The organism is Arthrobacter sp. D3-16 (genome assembly GCF_054408515.1).
Genome location: NZ_CP096437.1, coordinates 2,902,080 through 2,921,238 on the forward strand (window position 1 = coordinate 2,902,080; position 19,159 = coordinate 2,921,238).

Annotated in this window: 18 protein-coding genes and 1 tRNA gene; all 19 read right to left on the minus strand. The window is 66.0% G+C overall.

The features are described 5' to 3' along the window. Positions 1-67: 67 nt before the first annotated feature. The 19 genes from M1D32_RS13715 to M1D32_RS13805 all read right to left on the minus strand — a co-directional run bounded on the left by M1D32_RS13715 (position 68) and on the right by M1D32_RS13805 (position 19,141). Entirely contained in the window at positions 68-1,420 is a 1,353-nt protein-coding gene (locus tag M1D32_RS13715) for an ABC transporter substrate-binding protein (RefSeq protein ID WP_458779197.1), read from the minus strand. A gap of 219 nt (positions 1,421-1,639) precedes the next feature. Next, positions 1,640-1,713: transfer RNA gene (locus M1D32_RS13720), tRNA-Leu, on the minus strand. Positions 1,714-1,733: 20 nt separating this feature from the next. Further along, positions 1,734-2,450, minus strand: coding sequence for a GNAT family N-acetyltransferase (locus tag M1D32_RS13725; protein WP_458779198.1), 717 nt, complete (start codon positions 2,448-2,450; stop codon positions 1,734-1,736). After that, a complete protein-coding gene (locus M1D32_RS13730) occupies positions 2,371-2,685 on the minus strand; it encodes an ACT domain-containing protein (protein ID WP_458779199.1) in 315 nt (104 codons plus the stop codon). The genes M1D32_RS13725 and M1D32_RS13730 overlap by 80 nt, the downstream gene beginning before the upstream one ends. A gap of 140 nt (positions 2,686-2,825) precedes the next feature. After that, positions 2,826-4,301, minus strand: coding sequence for an NAD(P)/FAD-dependent oxidoreductase (locus M1D32_RS13735; protein WP_458779200.1), 1,476 nt, complete (start codon positions 4,299-4,301; stop codon positions 2,826-2,828). Between the two features lie 59 nt (positions 4,302-4,360). Continuing rightward, on the minus strand, positions 4,361-5,731 hold the full coding sequence (locus tag M1D32_RS13740; RefSeq protein WP_458779201.1) for a S8 family serine peptidase: 1,371 nt from the start codon (positions 5,729-5,731) through the stop codon (positions 4,361-4,363). Positions 5,732-5,752: 21 nt separating this feature from the next. After that, positions 5,753-6,700 carry a Ppx/GppA phosphatase family protein gene (locus M1D32_RS13745; RefSeq protein ID WP_458779202.1) on the minus strand — a complete coding sequence of 316 codons (948 nt, stop codon included), beginning with the start codon at positions 6,698-6,700 and terminating at the stop codon, positions 5,753-5,755. Continuing rightward, the gene (locus tag M1D32_RS13750; RefSeq protein ID WP_458779203.1) at positions 6,697-7,368 is read right to left on the minus strand and encodes a DUF501 domain-containing protein; all 672 of its coding nucleotides are present in this window, start codon (positions 7,366-7,368) and stop codon (positions 6,697-6,699) included. Before M1D32_RS13750 ends, M1D32_RS13745 begins: the two co-directional genes overlap by 4 nt. A gap of 28 nt (positions 7,369-7,396) precedes the next feature. Next, positions 7,397-8,101 carry an FtsB family cell division protein gene (locus M1D32_RS13755; RefSeq protein ID WP_458779204.1) on the minus strand — a complete coding sequence of 235 codons (705 nt, stop codon included), beginning with the start codon at positions 8,099-8,101 and terminating at the stop codon, positions 7,397-7,399. Positions 8,102-8,225: 124 nt separating this feature from the next. Further along, the gene (gene eno / locus M1D32_RS13760) at positions 8,226-9,506 is read right to left on the minus strand and encodes a phosphopyruvate hydratase (RefSeq protein WP_079595716.1); all 1,281 of its coding nucleotides are present in this window, start codon (positions 9,504-9,506) and stop codon (positions 8,226-8,228) included. 133 nt (positions 9,507-9,639) lie between these two features. Then, positions 9,640-10,248: a MazG nucleotide pyrophosphohydrolase domain-containing protein gene (locus M1D32_RS13765; RefSeq protein WP_458782193.1), complete on the minus strand. Its 609-nt coding sequence runs from the start codon at positions 10,246-10,248 to the stop codon at positions 9,640-9,642. A 217-nt stretch (positions 10,249-10,465) separates the two neighbouring features. Further along, positions 10,466-11,602 (minus strand): adenosine deaminase, encoded by a 1,137-nt coding sequence (locus M1D32_RS13770; protein ID WP_458779205.1) that lies wholly within the window; start codon positions 11,600-11,602, stop codon positions 10,466-10,468. 39 nt (positions 11,603-11,641) lie between these two features. Continuing rightward, entirely contained in the window at positions 11,642-12,370 is a 729-nt protein-coding gene (locus M1D32_RS13775; protein ID WP_458779206.1) for a DedA family protein, read from the minus strand. 126 nt (positions 12,371-12,496) lie between these two features. Further along, the gene (locus M1D32_RS13780; RefSeq protein WP_458779207.1) at positions 12,497-13,126 is read right to left on the minus strand and encodes a DedA family protein; all 630 of its coding nucleotides are present in this window, start codon (positions 13,124-13,126) and stop codon (positions 12,497-12,499) included. Between the two features lie 6 nt (positions 13,127-13,132). Next, positions 13,133-14,464: a thymidine phosphorylase gene (locus M1D32_RS13785; RefSeq protein WP_458779208.1), complete on the minus strand. Its 1,332-nt coding sequence runs from the start codon at positions 14,462-14,464 to the stop codon at positions 13,133-13,135. Then, positions 14,461-14,811, minus strand: coding sequence for a cytidine deaminase (locus M1D32_RS13790; protein WP_458782194.1), 351 nt, complete (start codon positions 14,809-14,811; stop codon positions 14,461-14,463). The genes M1D32_RS13785 and M1D32_RS13790 overlap by 4 nt, the downstream gene beginning before the upstream one ends. A 61-nt stretch (positions 14,812-14,872) precedes the next feature. After that, positions 14,873-16,198, minus strand: a complete 1,326-nt coding sequence (locus M1D32_RS13795) for an ABC transporter permease (RefSeq protein ID WP_458779209.1) — start codon at positions 16,196-16,198, stop codon at positions 14,873-14,875. Beyond that, entirely contained in the window at positions 16,195-17,568 is a 1,374-nt protein-coding gene (locus M1D32_RS13800) for an ABC transporter permease (protein WP_458779210.1), read from the minus strand. Before M1D32_RS13800 ends, M1D32_RS13795 begins: the two co-directional genes overlap by 4 nt. Beyond that, positions 17,561-19,141, minus strand: a complete 1,581-nt coding sequence (locus M1D32_RS13805) for an ABC transporter ATP-binding protein (protein ID WP_458779211.1) — start codon at positions 19,139-19,141, stop codon at positions 17,561-17,563. Before M1D32_RS13805 ends, M1D32_RS13800 begins: the two co-directional genes overlap by 8 nt. Positions 19,142-19,159 lie beyond the last annotated feature (18 nt).

Here is a 19,159-nt window from a genome sequence, read left to right on the forward strand (position 1 = left end):
GGCAAGCGCCACACAAAGAGCCCCTGTCCGGTCGGACAGGGGCTCTTTGGTGTATCGGGAGTGGCGTTTACAGCTTGCCGAACTCCGACTGGAGGGGCTTGAGCTTGTTCTCGTTGGTGTACTCGTAGATACCGATGTAGGCCTCGGTCGGGTCACCGGCGTCGGAGAACGTTACAGGGCCGGACTGGCCGTCGTAGTCGATGTCCTTGCCCTCGCGCAGCAGCGTAACGCAGGAGGCGAAGCTGGTGCACTTCTCACCGGCCTCCGAGACTCCCTTGAGCTGCTTGGCGATTTCGGGGCCGCTGGTGCTTCCGGCAGCTTCAGCCGCCAGTGCGATCAGGTTCACAGCATCGTAGGATTCACCGCCGTAGGTGAAGTCCTTCAGCGCCGGGTCCACCTCCAGAAGCTTCTTGGTGAAGGATTCGTTGGCGAAGGTTCCCGGGAAGGTGCCGTGGGCTCCCTGCATGGTCCCTGGCTCGAAGTCCTTGCTGTAATCCGAGGTGTTGCCGTCCACCAGGAACATCTGGGTGGCGTTTACACCCTTGCCGGTCATCAGCGGAACGATGCTCTTGGCCTGGTCGAATGTGATCAGGGCGATGGCATCGGGCTTGGCTGCGATGACCTTGTCCACCTGGCTGCTGAACTGGGTATCGCCTTCGTTGAAGAGCTCCTCAGCTACGACCTTGCCACCGGCTGCCTCAAATGCAGCCTTGATGTTGGTCGCCAGCCCTGTGCCGTAGGCGTCATTCAGGACGATCATGCCGACCGTCTGGGCGCCGCAGGTGGCCATGTAGTTGCCGAGCACCTTGCCCTGGAGAACGTCTGAGGGAGCTGTGCGCCAGTACAGGCCCTTGTCGTCCCACGTGGTGAAGTCCGGCGAGGTGTTGGCGGGCGAGAACTGGAGCACGTTGGCGCCAGTGATCTGGTTGATGACCGTCTTGGACACACCGGAGGAGGCTGCGCCGATGATGGCGTTGACGCCCTGGCCGAGCAAGGCCGCAGTGGACTGCGTGGCGATGTCCGTCTTGGTGTCGCCTGAGTCGCGGTGTACTACTTCGACAGGCTTCCCGAGGACGCCGCCGGCGTCGTTGACTTCCTTGACACCGAGGTTAACACCGGCGATTTCCGGCGGGCCGAGGTACGCCAGCGAACCCGTGGTGGGCAGGAGGGACCCGAGCTTCAGCGGGGTCTCGGTAGTGCCCGTGGACGGAGGGACCGCGCCGCCCGCGCCAGTGGCCTGGGCGGTGCTCCCGCCGGTAGAGCCGGGGGCAGGGCATGCAATTCCTGCCGCCGATCCGGTGGCGGTTTCGGACGCCGTGGGTGTGGACGAACCGCCGCAAGCCGTTGCCATAAAGGCGACGCCGATGCCAAGCGCTGTCAGCTTGGCAACGCGGGTTCCCGCCTGGGGGAATAAAGTCATTTACGAGCTCCTCGATCTAAAGGTGCGAACGGCCTTTGACACGAAAAATCAGGTGTTCCTGATTTAGCTTCAAGCTAGTGCATATCCCGGGCGAAGATAAGTGACTGAGGTCACATCCTTATAACAGTCGTTGCATATGTGGAATTAAATGCGGGAAGCCGCCCGCGACGCGGACGGCTTCCCCGATAAGCCGGGCATTCGGTGCCAGGCTTTGCCAAGTACCCCAGGTGGGACTCGAACCCACAACACGCGGATTTTAAGTCCGCTGCCTCTGCCAATTGGGCTACTGGGGCAACGGCTCCATGGTATCCCGTCAGAGGCGCGTGAACGGTTCGGCATACCGGAAGGTCCCCCGGACCCCGCCGTGCCACATGGCGAGCGGCAGGAGCTGGAAATATTCGCCCCAGGCCTCCTCCGGCGGGAGCACCCCCAGAGTGGCCGCCGGAACGAATCCGAAGCGGGAATAGTAGTCGGGGCTGCCCAGCAGTGCGATGCCGGTTTCCCCTGCGGCGTTGGCCCTGGCGATGCTCTCCTTCATCAGGACGGAACCGATGCCCTGCCGTTGGAGCCGCGGCGTGACTCCGATGGGCCCGAGGCCTAAAAGTTCCTGGTCCCCCACCCACCCGCGTGTGCTGATCACGTGCCCCACCACCTGGCCGTCAAGGACCGCAACCACGCTGAACTGCGGGAGGTACTCCTTTGCATCGAAGAGATCGCGGAGCACGTTGACTTCAACCGGCTCCCCGTCCGCCGGAAGACCGGTAGCCGGTGAGATAGCGAAGGCGTCGGCTGTCAGGGCGAGGATCGCGTCCCGGTCGGCTGGAGTCTCGTCGCGCAGCACCAGCCCGGCCCCTGGCAGCTGCCCATCCTGCACGTGCCGGCCCTGCCGGGCGAGTTCAGCCAGCACCTCAAGGGCGCGTGGCGCGTCCGCAACCGGTACCAGCAGGTGGTCATGGTGGAACCCGGCCAGTACATTGCAGCTGATCCCCGCATCCGTGAGGGCCCTGCTGACGGCCGCGGTTAATCCCACGGCCTCCAGTGCCGAGTGGATCTGCAGGGTGATCCACGAAGTCGTAGGGCAGCCCTTCGCTGTCCGCCTCGGCGCGGGGCAGGACCACAGTGAGGCCCTCAGCTTCCCTGACCGCCGCTTCGATGCCGGCCGCCAAGGGCCGCCCGTGCGGCCATAGGACGTAAACGTATTCGCCGGGCCGCCGCACCGGGCGCATCCCTGTGAGCAGGGCCTGGAGGTTCTTCTCACCAGTCATGCTGCCAGTCTAGAAGGCGCGGCCTGGCGCCGGGTGAGGAGCCGTGCCTGGCCAGCCCGCATGTGGGCAGCCGGGCAAACGCAAAACGGCGACCATCCCCGAAGGGGACAGCCGCCGTCGTGCGTTAAAGCGGGGCCGGCCTATTTGGCGTTGGCCGTGACCGATTCCTTGGAGTCCACCTTGGTGGAACCGGATCCGCCGGCCACCGGGGCAGGCGCGTCCGCAGCGGGTGCGGAGGCCGGCTTCGGAGCCGGGGTAGCTGCTGCCACGAAGGCACCACGGGGGTTGTCCAGGTCCATCAGCTGCGTGGTGTCGCGGCCAGCGAAGAAGCTCAGGATCCAGTTGAAGATGACGCGGAACTTGCGCTCGAACGTGGGCATGGCCATGCCGTGGTAGCCGCGGTGCGCGAGCCAGGCGAGTCCGCCCTTGAGCCCGATGCTGCCCACGAGGTTGATGTTGGCAACACCCTTCCACTCGCCGAAGCCGGCAACGGCACCCAGGTTCTTGTGCTTGTAGTCCTTCAGCGGCTTGTCCCAGCGGGAGGCCCACAGGTTCTTGGCGAGCCGCTTCGCCTGGCGGAGCGCGTGCTGGGCGTTGGGGACGCAGGTGCCGTCCGGGAGGCCCTTGCCGGTGAGGTCGGGAACAGCGGCGACGTCGCCGGCTGCCCAGGCGTTGTCGACGATGCCTTCATCGCCGGCGACCCGAAGGTCCGGCAGGACACGGACGCGGCCGCGCGGCTCGAGCGGGAAGTCGGTGGAACGGACCATGGGGTTGGCCTGCACGCCGGCGGTCCACACAAGGGTGTCGGCTTCGAACTCCTGGGCGGGGGTCTTGTCCGGCAAGTTGATGAGCTTGAGGGTGCCTTCGGCGCTGTCCAGCGAGGTGTTCAGCAGGACCTCGATGCCACGGCTGCGCAGGTGCTCCACAACCCATTCGGCCTGCTTGGCGGTAACTTCCGGCATGATCCGGCCCATGGCTTCAACCAGGACGAAGCGGACTTCCTCCTGCTTGATGCGCGGGTTGTTCCGCACGGCGGCACGGGCGAGGTCTTCCATCTCGGTGATGCACTCGATGCCGGCGAATCCGCCGCCCACCACAACGAAGGTGAGGGCCTTGGCGCGGGCAGCGGGATCGGTCATGGTGGAGGCAACTTCGATGCGCTCCAGGACCTTGTTGCGCAGGGCAACGGCTTCCTCGATGGTCTTCAGACCGATGCCCTTGTCAGCAAGGCCCTTGATGGGGAACGTACGGGTGATGGCACCTGCGGCCATCACAACGTCGAAGTAGGGCACCTCGAAGTGGGCGCCGCCGTCGGCCGGAGCCACCACAGCCGTGCGGTTGGCGTGGTCGATCGAGGTCACGCGGCCCTGGATCAGTTCGGTCTGCTTGAGGTGCTGGCGGTGCGAGACCACAGCGTGGCGCGCCTCGATGTTGCCGCCGGCCACCTCGGGCAGGAACGGCTGGTAGGTCATGTAGGGCAGTGGATCCACGAGGGTGACGATGCCACCGGCATTCGCGATCTTCTTCTGCAATTTGAGTGCTACGTACAGGCCGACGTACCCGCCGCCGACGACGAGTACCCGGGGACGATCCTGGAGCTCTGGGGTGGTTGCCATAGTTTAAGGATACAGCAGTTTGTGAAAATCTTCACTAACTGCCGGACAGCCTTCCTGCCTCAGGTTTTGCGGCCGGAATCCACGCTGTCCATCACGCCGGTGTCGGGCTCCTCGGTCACCTCAGCCGGGCTCCTCGCCGCCCGCCGGAGCTGAATGACGGCTGCCGCGATGATCGCCACGAACAACACGCTGAAACCGATCACGACCGCGGCGCCGAGGGCAGTGTCCCGCTGCGACGGCGGCTCAGCCGCAGGCACAGTTGCCTCCGGCAAAGTTGGTACGGCACTGGGAACTTCCGAGGTAGGCAGCGGGGCGGGAGTGGCGAGGTTGCCCCGCCGGTGCACGCGGATCCATTCGGCGATGGACCCCAGCGGGTTGGCGCTGACCTCGGGAACGGTGTCCTTCAAGGCCGCCTCGGCGTCGAGCACCCCGTAGCCATACAGAGGATCCTTGCCGGGGTCTCCGGCATCCTTTGCCGTCGAAACAATCCTGTTAATGACCTGCTTCGCCGACATCGCCGGCCACTTGGACCGGATCAGCGCCGCCACGCCGGCAACAATGGGGGTGGCACCGGAGGTTCCTGCCCATTCCGCATAGCCGCCGCCGGGAACGCCGCCGAGAAGGTTTTCCGCCGGCGCCGCGACGCCGATGCTGATTCCCTGCGAGGATGCGTCAACGCTGGCCGCGCCCTTGCGGTCCAGGCCGGCGACGGTGAGGACGCCAGGAATGGTGGCCGGAGCACCCACCTGCATGTTGCCACCCACCCGGTTGCCGGCCGCAGCCACGATCACTACGTCTTTTTGCTCGGCGTAGAGAAAAGCCGCGTCCCAGCTTTGCGGCCACTGCGGGGTGGTGCTGCCCAGGGAAATGTTGATGACCTTGGCGCCGTTGTCCACCGCCCACCGGACGGCCTCCGGAATCTGGTCCTGGTCGCTTTTGCCCGAGGGGTTCGTGGAGCCCAGCCACGTGGACACAGCAAGGACCTGGGCCTCCGGGGCCACGCCGACGATTCCGTCCGGCGGTAGTGCTGCGGGGCCAGGTGATGGACTGAGAGTGGCGTCCGCGGGCTGGTGGCCGCGTCCTGCCAGCATGGTGGCCACGAGCGTGCCGTGTTCGGTCTTGGAGCCCACGCCCTTCTGGCCATCGGGCTGGCCTGAACCGGAGGCGTCGTAGCCGCCGGCCACGGCTCCCTTGAGGTCGGGATGCCGGGCGTCCACACCGCTGTCGATGACGGCAACTTTCACTCCGGCGCCCTTGGAAACCTCCCACGCCTTGGTGATGCCGGCCTCGGCCAGCCAGTACTGCTTGTCGCGCCATTCGTCCGCCTGCGCCGCGGAGGCTGCAAAAAGACCGTTGACGAGGAAGCCGCCCGCCAGGACCAGCGCGAGCAGGGCTGGGCCGGCCCGGCCAAGCAGCGGCCTCTTCCCCATTGTTTGTTTGTGCATGGGCCGTCAGCCGATGCTCAGGGCGATGCCGTCGAGAATGTCATGTTCGCTGGCGGTGGCAGTTGCGATGCGCCCGCCGGTCAAGCCCGCCAGTTGCTCAAGGATGCGGCGCCAGACCAGCCCGCCTGCGCCGATCACGTCCACCCGGCCCGGGTGCATGTAGGGCAGGGCGGCGCGGTCCGAGCGCGCCATGGTCAGCAGATCCGTGGCGGCATCCCGGACTGTAGCCAGGGGCAGTTCAGTCCCGTGGATGGCGTTGGGCGAATATTCGGTCAGCTGAAGCGCGTGTGCGGTGATGGTGGTAATGGAACCGGCAACCCCGACGACGGCGGTGGCGCGTTCCAGCGGAACGTCCTGGCCAGCGCGGGCGATGGCGGCGTCCACATCAGCTTCCGCAGCGGCTATCTGTTCGAACGTGGGCGGGTCCTCGCGCAGATGCCGTTCGGTCAGCCGCACACACCCGATGTCCACGGACTTGGCTGCCGTCACCCCGGCTGCCGTGCCCAGGACGAATTCGGTGCTGCCGCCGCCCAGGTCAACCACCAGTACCTCCTGGCCGTCAAGGATGGGCAGGACGCTGCTGGCGCCGGCAAAGGACAGCGCTGCTTCCTCGTCTCCGGAGATGACCTCAGGTTCCACGCCCAGGAGGTCCCGGATGCCGTCCACGAAGACGTCCCGGTTCCGGGCGTCGCGGCTGGCGGAGGTGGCAACGAAACGCAGCTTTTGGGCTCCGTGCTCCTGGATCAGGCGGGCGTACTCGCCGGCCGCCGCAAAAGTGCGTTCCAGCGCCTCGGGAGCCAATTCACCGGTGGCGTCCACTCCCTGGCCCAGCCGCACCACGCGCATCTCCCGCACGACGTCCTTGAGGCTGGCGGTCCCGTTGTTGTGTTCGATATCGGCGATGAGGAGGCGGATGGAGTTGGTGCCGCAGTCGATGGCGGCGACGCGGGTCATTCCCCGGCCTCTGCCGTGCCGGTGGTCTTCCTCACGGGCGCAGGGCGGCCTACGATGTCCGGCAGCCCCTGCGGCCCGTGGCGGCTGAGGTCCCGCGACGGTGCTTCCCCGGTGGTGTCCCAGGCGCCGTCGCAGAAGCACCTGTCCGCGGTCCACCACTCGCTGATTGCTGCGATGGCCTGGTCCCCCAGCGGGTTGACTCCCGGGCCGGCTGCGAGTGAATGCCCCACCAGGACGTGCAGGCATTTGACGCGGGTTGGCATGCCGCCGGCGGAGATCCCGTCAATTTCAGGGACGGCTCCGATGCCGGACCGTTCACCGATGTCCGAGCGTGCCTCCAGGTATGCGTTGTGCGCGGAGCGGTAGGCGGCGGCCAGTACGTCATCGCCGGCCAGCTGTTCGTTCATCACGTTCATCACGCCCGCAGCCTCGAGCCGGGAAACCGCAGAGGTAATGACCGGATGCGTCAGGTAGAAGGTGGTGGGGAACGGGGTTCCATTGCCGAGGCGGGGAGCGGTGGCGGCTACCAGCGGGTTGCCGCAGACGCAGCGCGCGGGAATCTCCACCACGTCACGGACCGGCCGTCCCAGCTGGCGGCTCAGTACTTCCAGGTCTCGCGGTGATGGCTGGCGGGATTCGTCCCGGGCGGCTGCCGTGTTGGGTTCCACTGTCGCGGGCCGTCCTTCCTTTTGCGGTTCAGTCTGTGGCCGCGCGCGTGATGGACTCCCACAGGGAATCCACCCACGGCAGATCGGCGGGGTCTTGTGCTGCTGCGCCGGTCTGGCTACCGCTCTCTCCGGCGGGCAGATCGCTGCCGAAGACCCAGTAGCCGGTTTCGCCCGGCATAACCATGTTAATGCGGTCTCGGGCCTGCTGTTTCACGTAGTTGGGGTCCTGCCAGCGGGAAACCTGCTGCCGGAGGCTGTCGCCTTCGGCCTCGCGTGCGGCAATGTCTGCGTTCAGGGCCGCGATTTCGGCCTTTTTGTCGAAGAAAATCTTCACGGTGGGCGCCAGCATGATGGTGATGGCTATCATGACCACGGCCAGCGCGAGCATCCGTCCGGAAAACGCCTTGGCCGGGACTGGCTGCTGGTCTTCGGGCGTTTCCGTGCCGGCTGCCTGCGAGGCGCCTGGGGAACTGCTCCCCTTCTTTCCGCCCGCAGGCGTCGTGGCCCCGTGAGGCCTCGAGGCATTCCTGGAACCCTGCGAGTGGCCACCCGCGGCGTTGCCCGCCGTCGGGGGCGCGGCTTTTCGGGGGACGCCGTCCGTGCCGGGCTTGTCCTTGGCGGAACCGAAATCCGCCCGGATGACATCGGCGTCGCCGTCCGTTTCCTGGCCTGGCCCCGTTGTGCCCGAACGGGAAGAGGCGACCTTTGGGACTTTGGGACGGCGGGTAGCCATGACACTCCTGAAACGCGCAGCCTGCCTGGGCCGCCACTAGCTGGGCTGAAACTAATACTGCCGAAACAACAACGGTGGCTATGGTCTTTCAACCATAGCCACCGCTTCGTCGTTTATGCGGCTACTAGCCCTTGAAACGCGGGAACGCGCTGCGGCCTGCGTAGCGTGCGGCGTCGTCGAGTTCCTCTTCGATCCGCAGCAGCTGGTTGTACTTCGCAACGCGCTCGGACCGGGCCGGGGCGCCGGTCTTGATCTGGCCGGCGTTGGTGGCCACTGAGATGTCGGCGATGGTGGTGTCCTCGGTCTCGCCGGAGCGGTGGGAGGTGATGGTGGTGTAGCCGGCGCGCTGGGCGAGGCTCACGGCGTCAAGCGTTTCGGTGAGGGAACCGATCTGGTTGACCTTGACCAGCAGCGAGTTGGCGGTCTTGGTGTCGATGCCGCGCTGCAGGATGGAGGGGTTGGTGACGAAAAGGTCATCGCCAACCAGCTGCACCTTGTCGCCGATGGAGTCGGTGAGGGTCTTCCAGCCGTCCCAGTCGTTTTCGTCCAGCGGGTCTTCGATGGAGACCAGCGGGTAGTCCGCGACGAGTTCGGTGTAGTACGCGCTCATCTCGGCGGAGGTCAGCGACTTGCCTTCGAACTGGTAGGCGCCGTCGGTGAAGAACTCGGAGGAGGCAACGTCCAGGGCCAGCGCAATGTCCTTGCCCGGGGTGTAGCCGGCGTTCTTGATGGCTTCCTGGATCAGGTCCAGCGCTGCACGGTTGGACGGCAGGTTCGGAGCGAAGCCGCCTTCGTCGCCCAGGCCGGTGGCCAGGCCCTTTTCCTTCAGCACTGACTTGAGCGCGTGGTACACCTCAACGCCCCAGCGCAGGCCCTCGGAGAAGGTCTCGGCACCCAGCGGGACAACCATGAATTCCTGGATGTCGACGTCGGAATCAGCGTGCGAGCCGCCGTTGAGGATGTTCATCAGCGGGACGGGCAGGACGTGGGCGTTCGGACCGCCGAGGTACTTGTACAGGGGCAGGTCCGCGGAGGCGGCAGCTGCGTTCGCAACAGCCAGGGAAACGCCCAGGATGGCGTTGGCGCCCAGCTTGCCCTTGTTCGGCGTGCCGTCCAGGTCCAGCATGGCCTGGTCGATGCTGCGCTGGTCCGTGGCGTCGAAGCCGGTCAGCGCCGGAGCGATCTGGTCGATGATGGCGTCAACAGCCTTCTGGACGCCCTTGCCGAGGTAACGGCCCTTGTCGCCGTCGCGCAGTTCAACGGCCTCGTGCTCACCGGTGGAAGCGCCGGAGGGAACTGCTGCGCGGCCGATCTGGCCGTCGGAGAGCAGGACCTCTACTTCTACGGTCGGGTTGCCACGGGAATCGAGGATCTCGCGGGCGTGGATGGCATCGATAAGCGCCATGAATTTGCTCCTTATGGGCGATTAACGGGGGGATCTTGCAGAAAGACTCGACGTACTCGTCACGGACCAGCGTAGTCGAGAGTGGTCCGGGTTACGGAAACCTATCCAGCCCCCGGACGTCATGATGGTGCGGTTATCTCTGTTGGTGCTGCTCGGGGATGCTCTGCTGGTAATCCCGGACCGCACCGCGCAGGGCACGCTCGGCGTCGAACCCGTTGGCGTGGGCGGAACGCACGACGGCGAGCAGCAGCTCGCCGAGTTCTTCTTCCGTTCCCGGAATGGGAGCCGGCGGCGGAACGGCAGTGCCCGCCCTGACCGCCCGGTCGATGGACTTCTGGGCCCGGGCCAGCGCCGGGAGGGCCAGCGGGATCCCCTCAAAGGGATCCCGCCGCTCCGGCCGCTCGGCCCGCTTCACGGCGTCCCACTTCTGCACGATCTCATCAATGGTGGCCGGAAAAGTGTCCTGCAGGGAGCCGTCCGGACGGAACACATGGGGGTTCCGTCGGATCATCTTGGCACTGAGCCCGCGCGCGACGTCGTCGAACGTGAAGGCGCCGCGCTCTTGGGCGAGCCGGGCATGCAGCACCACCTGGAGCAGGACGTCGCCCAGCTCGCCCCGGAGTTCGGCATCGGCTGTTTCTGTGCTGGTGCCGCCGGCGGTGCCGGCCTCAATCGTTTCGGCGACCTCATAGGCCTCCTCCAGGAGGTACTCCACCAGCGACGCGTGGGTGAGCGCGCCCATCCAGGTGCAGTGCTCCCGCAGGGAACCGACAATCCCCAGCAGCTCCCCAAGCTCGCAAGCTCGCTCGGGGGCCCCTGCTGCTGTGGGCCCATTCCGCAGCTCCCCAAGCTCGCAAGCTCGCTCGGGGACCCTTGCTGCTGTGGGCCCATTCCGCAGCTCCCCCACCGGGGTGCTGCCGGGGAGCTCCCCTACCGGGGAGCTGCCGGCCTCCGGCTCGTTAGCCAAGGTTCGCGTAGGCGTCGTTGATGTACTCCACCAGGGCTTCCTTTTCCTCCAGCGGCAGGAAGGATGCCTCGGCGGCGTTAAGCGTCAACTCCAGCAGGTCGTCCAGGTCATAGTCGAAGGTTTCCACCAGGAGGTCGAACTCGTCGGTCAGGGTGACCCCGCTCATCAGGCGGTTGTCGGTGTTGATGGTGACGTTGAAGCCCAGCTGGTACAGCATGTCCAGCGGGTGGCTTTCGATGCCATCGCCGAACCCGGCGATGGCACCGGTCTGGAGGTTGGAGGACGGGCAGATTTCCAGGGCGATGCCGCGGTCGCGGACCCAGCTGGAGAGGTCGCCGAGGGTCACCAGCCCGATGGTGTCCTCGGTCTCGTCATCGTCGTCGAACTCCACCATGATGTCCTCGGCGATCCTGACGCCGTGGCCCAGCCGGAGCGCCCGGCCGTCCACCAGGGCGGACTGGATACTTTCCAGGCCGGCCGCCTCGCCCGCATGCACGGTGGCCGGGAAGTTGTTCTCGGCCAGGTAGGTGAAGGCCTCCCTGAAGCGCGAGGGCAGGAAGCCGTCTTCGGCTCCCGCGATGTCAAACCCCACGGCGCCCTTGTTGCGGTGGCGGACGGCGAGTTCCGCGATCTCCTGGCCGCGGTCGGCGTGGCGCATGGCTGTGATGAGCTGGCCCACCTGGATTTCGCGTCCGGTCTCGCCCACGGCCTCGACGCCGGCCTCAAGGCCTTCCTGGACCGCTTCCACGGCTTCATCCAGGGTCAGGCCCTTCTGCAGGTGCTGCTCGGGGGCCCACCGTACTTCGCCGTACACCACGCCGTCGTCGGCGAGGTCCTCGACAAATTCCTTCGCGACGCGGAAGAGGCCTTCGGCGGTCTGCATGACGGCGACGGTGTGGTCGAACGTCTCAAGGTAGCGGACCAGGGAGCCGGAGTCCGCGGACTCGCGGAACCATTCGCCCAGCGCCACCGGGTCGGTCGACGGAAGGGTGTGGCCAACTGCCTCGGCCAGTTCGATGATGGTGGCCGGACGGAGTCCTCCGTCCAGGTGGTCGTGAAGTGAAACCTTTGGGAGGTTCTTCAGGTCAAAATCGATGGCAGGGGCAGCGTCAACAATAGGCTCAGTCACGTTCCCACCTTAGGGTGGGCAGGGGTTCAATGCCAGCAGCTAGGTGGCAGCGGGCTTGCCGTCCGCTGCAACGGGTGCCATGACGGCGGCGCCGCCGCTTTGGGTGTCCCGCGCCCCGTCCCTGCCACCGTCGAGCCACTCATCCACCTCTTCGGCGTCATTGCGGGCCAGATGCTTGTGCCACCACCGGAGCAGGTGGTCGATGAGGATGCCCAGCACAATGGCGAACACTACTGCGATGCCCGCACTGAGCAGGGGGTTGTGGTGCAGCCACGGGAAGGAACTGGCCAGTAGGCCGATGCCGATGGAGTACCCCACCCACGTGATGCAGGCGAAGGCGTCCAGCAGGAAAAAGCGGCGGTGGGCGAAGCCGGTGCTTCCGGCAACGTAGTTGACGGCCACCCGGCCCCACGGGATATAGCGGGCCGTGAAGATCAGTACCGCGCCGCGCTTCTCCAGTTCATAGCGGGCCCAGCCGAAAGCCTTCTGGACCTTGGCCCGGCGCATCCATTTCCACCGGTTCAGGCCAATCCGGCGTCCGAGCATAAAGGCCATGTTGTCGCCGGCAATGGCGCCTACCAGTGCGGTGATGCCGAGGATCCAGAGGTTGGGTTCCCCGCTGTGCCTGGAGAACGCCGCAAGGGCCACGATGAGGGTCTCGCTGGGGACCACCATGGCGAAGCCGTCCACGAAGAAGAACAGCAGCAGTACCGGGTAGATCCACCACTGCCCCGCTGCATGGAGCACGGCCTCATTAATAAACTCCACGCGGTCTTGCTCCTATGCAAAATGGCATCGACCAAAAGTGACGCAGCCAAAGCGGAAATCGTTCCTAAGTGTCCCACGGCGGCGGCGCAACACGCTACGCCCCTGCCTGCCCGAACAACGGCTCAACTAGGCTTCCGGTTCCTTCATCCGCTCCGCCATCGGCGCCCCCCGCCGGACCCGGTTGATGACGAGGTCCACCACGATCCCCAGCGCCACGGCGCAGATGATGGCGATGACGGCGCCGAGGAGGTGGTTGTCTTCAAACCACTGGCCGAAGAACAGCCCGATCCCCACTGAATAGACCGCCCACAGGCTGGCTGAGAGGACGGTCAGCATCACGAAGCGCAGATGCGGATAGTGCGTGACTCCGGCCGTGAGGTTGACCGCTACCCTTCCAATCGGCACGAACCGCGCCACGAGGATGAGTGAGGCCGGGCGCTTGCGCAGCTCCCGGCCTGCCCACCGGAAGGCGCTTTGCATGCGCGGGCCCCGCATCCAGGCCCAGCGCCGGGTGCCCACCCTGCGTCCGATCAGGTACGCAATGTTGTCGCCGGTAAAGGCGCCAAGGGCCGCCACCAGCATCAGGAGCCAGGGATTGGGTACATCCGCGGTGGCAGCCACGGCCGAGAGGCCCACCACCACGGATTCACTCGGTACGGGCGGAAAGAAGCCGTCAATGATGCAGCAGGCCAGGACAAGGAACAGCACCCAGGGCTGTCCGGCTGCGGCGAGGATGAAGTCATTGATGGCCTGCATGGGTCCCTATGCTATGCGGTCGATGATCAGCCGCTGTGCCGGCCGCGATCCCTCGGGTGCGATGACTGCTGCGGTCTCCAGTGCTTCCTTGGCCCTGGCAAACCGTTCCGGGGTGTCCGTAAGCAGGGTCATCAGCGGTTCTCCCGCACGGACCACGGCGCCGGGTTTTGCATGCATCCGGACTCCCGCCCCTGCCTGTACGGCATCCTCCTTACGGGCCCGGCCTGCACCGAGCCGCCAGGCTGCCACGCCAACGGCAAGGGCGTCGAGTTCCACCAGTACTCCATCGGCCGTGGCGTAGACCACCTCGGACTCCCGGGCCACCGGCAGCTTGGCCCGCGGGTCGCCGCCCTGAGCCTCGATCATCCGGTTCCAGACGTCCATGGCACGGCCGTCTTTGAGCGCGGCGGCGGGATCGGCGTCGTGCACTCCTGCAGCAGCGAGCATCTCCTCGGCGAGCCGGACCGTCAGCTCCACCACATCGCCAGGACCGCCGCCCGCCAGCACCTCGACGGATTCCTCCACCTCGATGGCATTGCCCGCGGTCAGGCCCAGGGGCGTGCTCATGTTGGTGAGGAGGGCCACGGTGTTCACCCCGGCATCCTTACCAAGCGCCACCATGGTCTCCGCCAGCTCGCGGGCCTTGGCCTCATCCTTCATGAAGGCACCGCTGCCCACCTTCACGTCCAGGACCAGCGAACCGGTGCCCTCGGCGATCTTCTTGCTCATGATGGACGACGCGATGAGCGGGATGGCCTCCACGGTGCCTGTCACATCGCGGAGTGCGTAGAGCTTCTTGTCTGCCGGGGCCAGGCCCGCGCCGGCTGCGCAGATGACGGCGCCCACGTCCTGGAGCTGGGCCAGTATCTCCTCGTTGCTGAGGGAGGCCCGCCAGCCGGGAATGGCCTCCAGCTTGTCCAGCGTGCCGCCGGTGTGGCCCAGTCCCCGGCCGGAGAGCTGGGGAACAGCGACGCCGAACACAGCCACCAATGGCGCCAGCGGCAGGGTGATCTTGTCCCCCACGCCTCCGGTGGAGTGCTTGTCCGAGGTGTACTTCAGCCCGCCGTCCGGGCGGCGCAGGCTGGAAAAGTCCATCCGCTCGCCGGAAGCGATCATTGCCGCCGTCCACCGGGCAATTTCGCTGCGGTTCATGCCATTGAGCAGGATGGCCATGTTCAGGGCGGCCATCTGCTCGTCCGCGATGACTCCGCGTGTGTAGGCGTCAATGGTCCAGTCGATCTGGTCCGGGCTCAGGGTGCCTTTGTCCCGCTTAATGCGGATGATGTCGACGGCGTCGAACGCTTCGGCCTTGTTGCTCGCTGCGCGGGTGTCAGTCACCGGGTTCCCTCCAGGTGTTCGGGACCAAAGGCGTCTGGCAGCACCTGGTCCATGGTCTTGATGCCTTGGGTGGTCATAAGCTCCATGCCGGGGGCGCGGAATTCATACAGCAGCTGGCGGCAGCGCCCACACGGCATCAGGACGTTGCCGGCCCCGTCCACGCAGTAGAACGCGCGGAGCAGGCCGCCGCCGGTCATGTGCAGGTTCCCCACCAGCGCGCATTCTGCGCAGAGTGTGAGCCCATAGCTCGCGTTCTCCACGTTGCAGCCGCTGACAATCCGGCCGTCTTCCGTAAGGGCTGCCGCCCCCACCGGGAACCTGGAGTAGGGGGTGTAAGCCTTACCCATGGCTTCGACGGCGGCGGCTTCCAGGGCAGGCCAGTCCACGTCCCCTTGGGTGGCCACGCCGTCAACCCTTGACATACGGGATGCCGCTCGCTGCCGGACCTCGTGACTTGCCCACCAGCCCGGCCACGGCGAGAACCGTCACCAGGTAGGGCAGCATGGCCATGAATTGGCTGGGCACAGGGGTGCCGATGATGGTCACGATGCTCTGCAGGTTGTCGGCGAACCCGAACAGCAGGGCGGCGAAGAAAGCGCCGATGGGGTTCCACCGGCCAAAGATGAGGGCAGCCAGCGCAATAAAGCCGCGGCCGCCGGAGATCTCTTTGGTGAAGCTGTCGATCGCCACCAGGGTGAAAAATGACCCGCCGATGCCGGCTACTGCCCCGCCCAGGGTGACGTTCCAGAACCGGGTGGCGTTCACGTTAATGCCCAGCGTATCGGCAGCCTGCGGGTGTTCACCGACAGCGCGTACCCGCAGGCCCCACCGGGTCTTGAAGAGGCCCACCCAGACCACCAGGACCGCAATATACATCAGGTAGCCCACCAGCGACTGGCGGAAAAGGATGGGGCCGAGGATCGGGATGCTGGAAAGCACGGGAATCTCGATGATGTCCAGGCCGGGAGGCGAATTGAACTGTGCCTTGTTGGCCTGCATCACAGTGCTGAAGAGGAAGCCGGTAACGCCGGAGACCAGGACGTTCAGCACCACGCCCACGATGATCTGGTTGACCAGGTACTTGATGCTGAACAGGGCCAGGACCATGGAGACGACGGCACCGGCCACCGCGGCGGCCAGCAACCCGATGAAGGGGTTCTGGGTCATGCTGGCAACGATGGCTGCGGTGAATGCACCGCCGAGGAGCTGGCCCTCGATGGCGATGTTGACCACGCCCACCCGTTCACACAGGACGCCGGAGAGCGAACCGAACACCAGCGGGACGGCAAGGGTGACGGACCCGGCAACGAGCCCTGCCAGGGAGATGCTCGGGGTGCGGGCACCGCCCACCACCCAGATAAGGAAGGCGGCAACGAACAGGACAATGAAGGTAACTGTCAGCCAGCCCGGGGCGGGCCGGTCCTGGGTCTTGAGGTACACCGCATAGGCTGCAAGGCCCAACAGGAGGACGGACAACGCGATCCCCCCGGCGAACGCGTTCACCTCCAGGGCGGGGAGCTGGAAAAAGTCCTCGCCGGTGGAGATGCCGAAACTGGCGGTCTGGTTCGGTGCCATCAGGCCGAAGAAGATCAGGGCGATCAGCCCGAACGCGGCCAGCAGGACCGGAGTGCGCCAGGTTACCGGCTTGGCGGAGACGGCGGCGGCGCCGGTGGCACCCGAGGTTTCACCCGGCTGCGGTTTCCCGGGGAGGGGCGACGATACTTTTGTGCTCATGCTGCACCTCCGGTTGTGGCTGCCTGGCGGGACTTGGCCGCACGGGCAGGCTTCTTGCGGCGGGGGTTCAGGCCGAAGACGGCCCGGACCAGCGGCGGAGCCGCAATGAAGAGGACGATCAGGGACTGGACCACCAGGACGATATCGATGGGGGTTCCGGTCTGGATCTGCATCTGGACCGCCCCGGCGCGGAAGGCGCCGAACAGCAGGCCGGCAGCGAAGGTGCCCCACGGCGTCGAACGTCCCAGCAGGGCAACGGTGATGGCGTCGAAGCCATAGGTGGCTGCCACGCCGTCGGTGAGGACCTTTTCCGTTCCCGCCACCTGGGCGACGCCTGACATACCGGCGAGTCCACCGGCAATGGCCATCACCAGGATGGTGGAGCGGGAAACGTTGATGCCTGCGGTTTGTGCAGCTTTGGGGTTGGCGCCGACGGCACGGAACTCGAAGCCCACGGTGGAGCGGTTCAGGAGCCACCACACAAGCACTGTGGCCGCGATGGCCAGGAGGAAGCCCAGGTGCAGCCGGTACTGGGTGCCGAAGATCTGCGGGTACACGGCGGTGGGATCCAGGATGGGCGAAATCGGGTTCGTCTCCCCCGGCCGCTGGAAGGCCGGAGTGTTCAGCAGGTACCGCAGGAAGTACAGCGCGATGTAGTTGAACATAATGGTCAGGATGACTTCATGGGCGCCAGTCCTCGCTTTAAGCAGCCCCACCAGTCCGCCCCAGAATGCGCCGCCGATGATGCCGGCCACCAGGACCAGCAGCAGGTGCAGCCCCAGGGGCAGGTGCAGCGCGAAGCCCACCCAGGCGGCAAGGATGCCGGCCACGATGATCTGTCCCTGCGCGCCGATGTTGAAGAGTCCGGCCCGGAAGGCAAGGGCTACGCCGAGGCCGGCTGTAATCAGCGGCGTGGCGATGGTGAGAGTCTCCATGAACGGTGCGAACTGGGCTGCAACACTGTTGCCCCGGGGGTTGAAGACCGAACCCTGGAACAGCGCAACGTAAGAGCGTGTAGCGGCATTCCACACCGCTGACAGGAAATCAGTGGGACGGGCAAAGAGGTACGTGGAGGTGGTGGCCACCTGCTTGTCGGTGCTGGCGATCAGGAGGCCGCCGATGACGAGGGCGAGCAGTACGGCCAGGACCGAGACCATGCCGCTCCCGGTAAAGATTTTGCGGAGCAGCGTGTCCGGGCCGCCCGGAATCTGCCCGCTTTGGGCAGTGGCCGGAACGGCCGAGGGCTCCATGGCGCCGCCGGCAGTATCAACGGAGACGACGGCGGCCGTTTCCTCCGCAGCGGGCGTGGCGTCGTGCGCTTTGCCGCTGCCGTCGCTGGCCGCGTGCTTGGGGGGATGCTTGTCAGACATGGTCGCCTCCTTCGGCGTCGGAAGTGGAGGCCGCGGCGGCGGAGGACGCCTGCCCGGTTGGATGGGCATGCTCCTCCGGCGGGATCCCCGCCATCATCAGGCCCAGGACATCGCGGCTGGTGCCGGCAGGCACGATGCCCACCAGCTTGCCTTTGTAGAGCACCGCGATCCGGTCGGCCAGTTCCATGACCTCGTCCAGCTCGGTGGAGATGATCATCACCGGGGTGCCCTGGTCCCGCTCCGAGACGATCCGGCGGTGCAGGAACTCGATGGATCCCACATCCACGCCGCGGGTGGGCTGGGAGGCGATGAACAGCCGCAGCGGGCGGGAGAGCTCGCGCGCCATCACCACTTTCTGCTGGTTGCCGCCGGACAAGGTACCTGCTGCGGCAACGGCCGAGGGCGTCCGCACGTCGAATTCGCCGATGCGGGCCTTCGCGTTCTCCAGGATCTTCGCCGGGCTCATGCTGATGCCCTTCGCGAAGGGCGGCTTGTCATAGAGGTCAAGGACCAGGTTCTCGGCCACGGAGAACGTCCCCACCAGCCCGTCCACCTTGCGGTCTTCCGGCACGAATCCGACGCCGGCGTGCAGGACTTCCTTCACCGACCGGCCCAGCAGCTCCTTGCCGTCCAGTGTGATGGATCCGGAGACGCGGTCCTGGAGGCCGAGGATGGCCTCGGTGAGTTCGGTCTGGCCGTTGCCCTGCACGCCCGCTACTGCCAGGATCTCGCCGCGCGCGATGTCGAAGCTGAGTCCGTCCACCACGTGCTGGCCGTTGGAAGCGATGACGGTGAGGTCCCGGACTTCGAAGGTTTTCTCCTTCGGCTGGGCAGGTGCTTTGTCCAGGTTCAGGCTGACGGCCCGGCCCACCATCATGGAGGCGAGTTCGGCAGTGGGGGCAGCGGGGTCCGCCGTGCCCACCACCTTTCCGCGCCTGATCACTGTGATGGTGTCCGAGACTTCCTTTACTTCCCGAAGCTTGTGCGAAATAAAGACGATCGACGTGCCGCCGGCCTTGAGCTGGCGCATGATGTCCAGCAGTTCGTCCGTCTCCTGCGGCGTCAGAACGGCAGTGGGCTCGTCGAGGATCAGGACCTTGGCGTTGCGGACCAGTGCCTTGATGATTTCGACGCGCTGCTGGACGCCCACCGGCAGGTCCTCCACCAGGGCGTCCGGATCCACGTCGAAGCCGTATTGATCCGAGATTTCCTTAATCCGGCGGCGCGTTTCTTCCAGGTTGAGGAAGCCGGCGGCTTTGGTGGGTTCTGCGCCCAGCGCCACGTTTTCGGCCACCGTGAAGACGGGGACCAGCATGAAATGCTGGTGCACCATCCCGATCCCGGCCGCCATCGCGTCGCCTGGCCCCCGGAAGGACACCGCTTTGCCATCGACGAGGATTTCGCCCTCGGACGGCTCGTAGAGGCCGTACAGCACATTCATCAGGGTGGATTTTCCGGCCCCGTTTTCGCCCAGAAGACAATGTATTTGTCCGGGCTCAACCACCACATCGATGTGGTCGTTGGCGAGCAGGGTCCCGAAGCGTTTGGTGATCCCTCTGAGTTCAAGTTTCAAAACTCTGACCAATCTCGA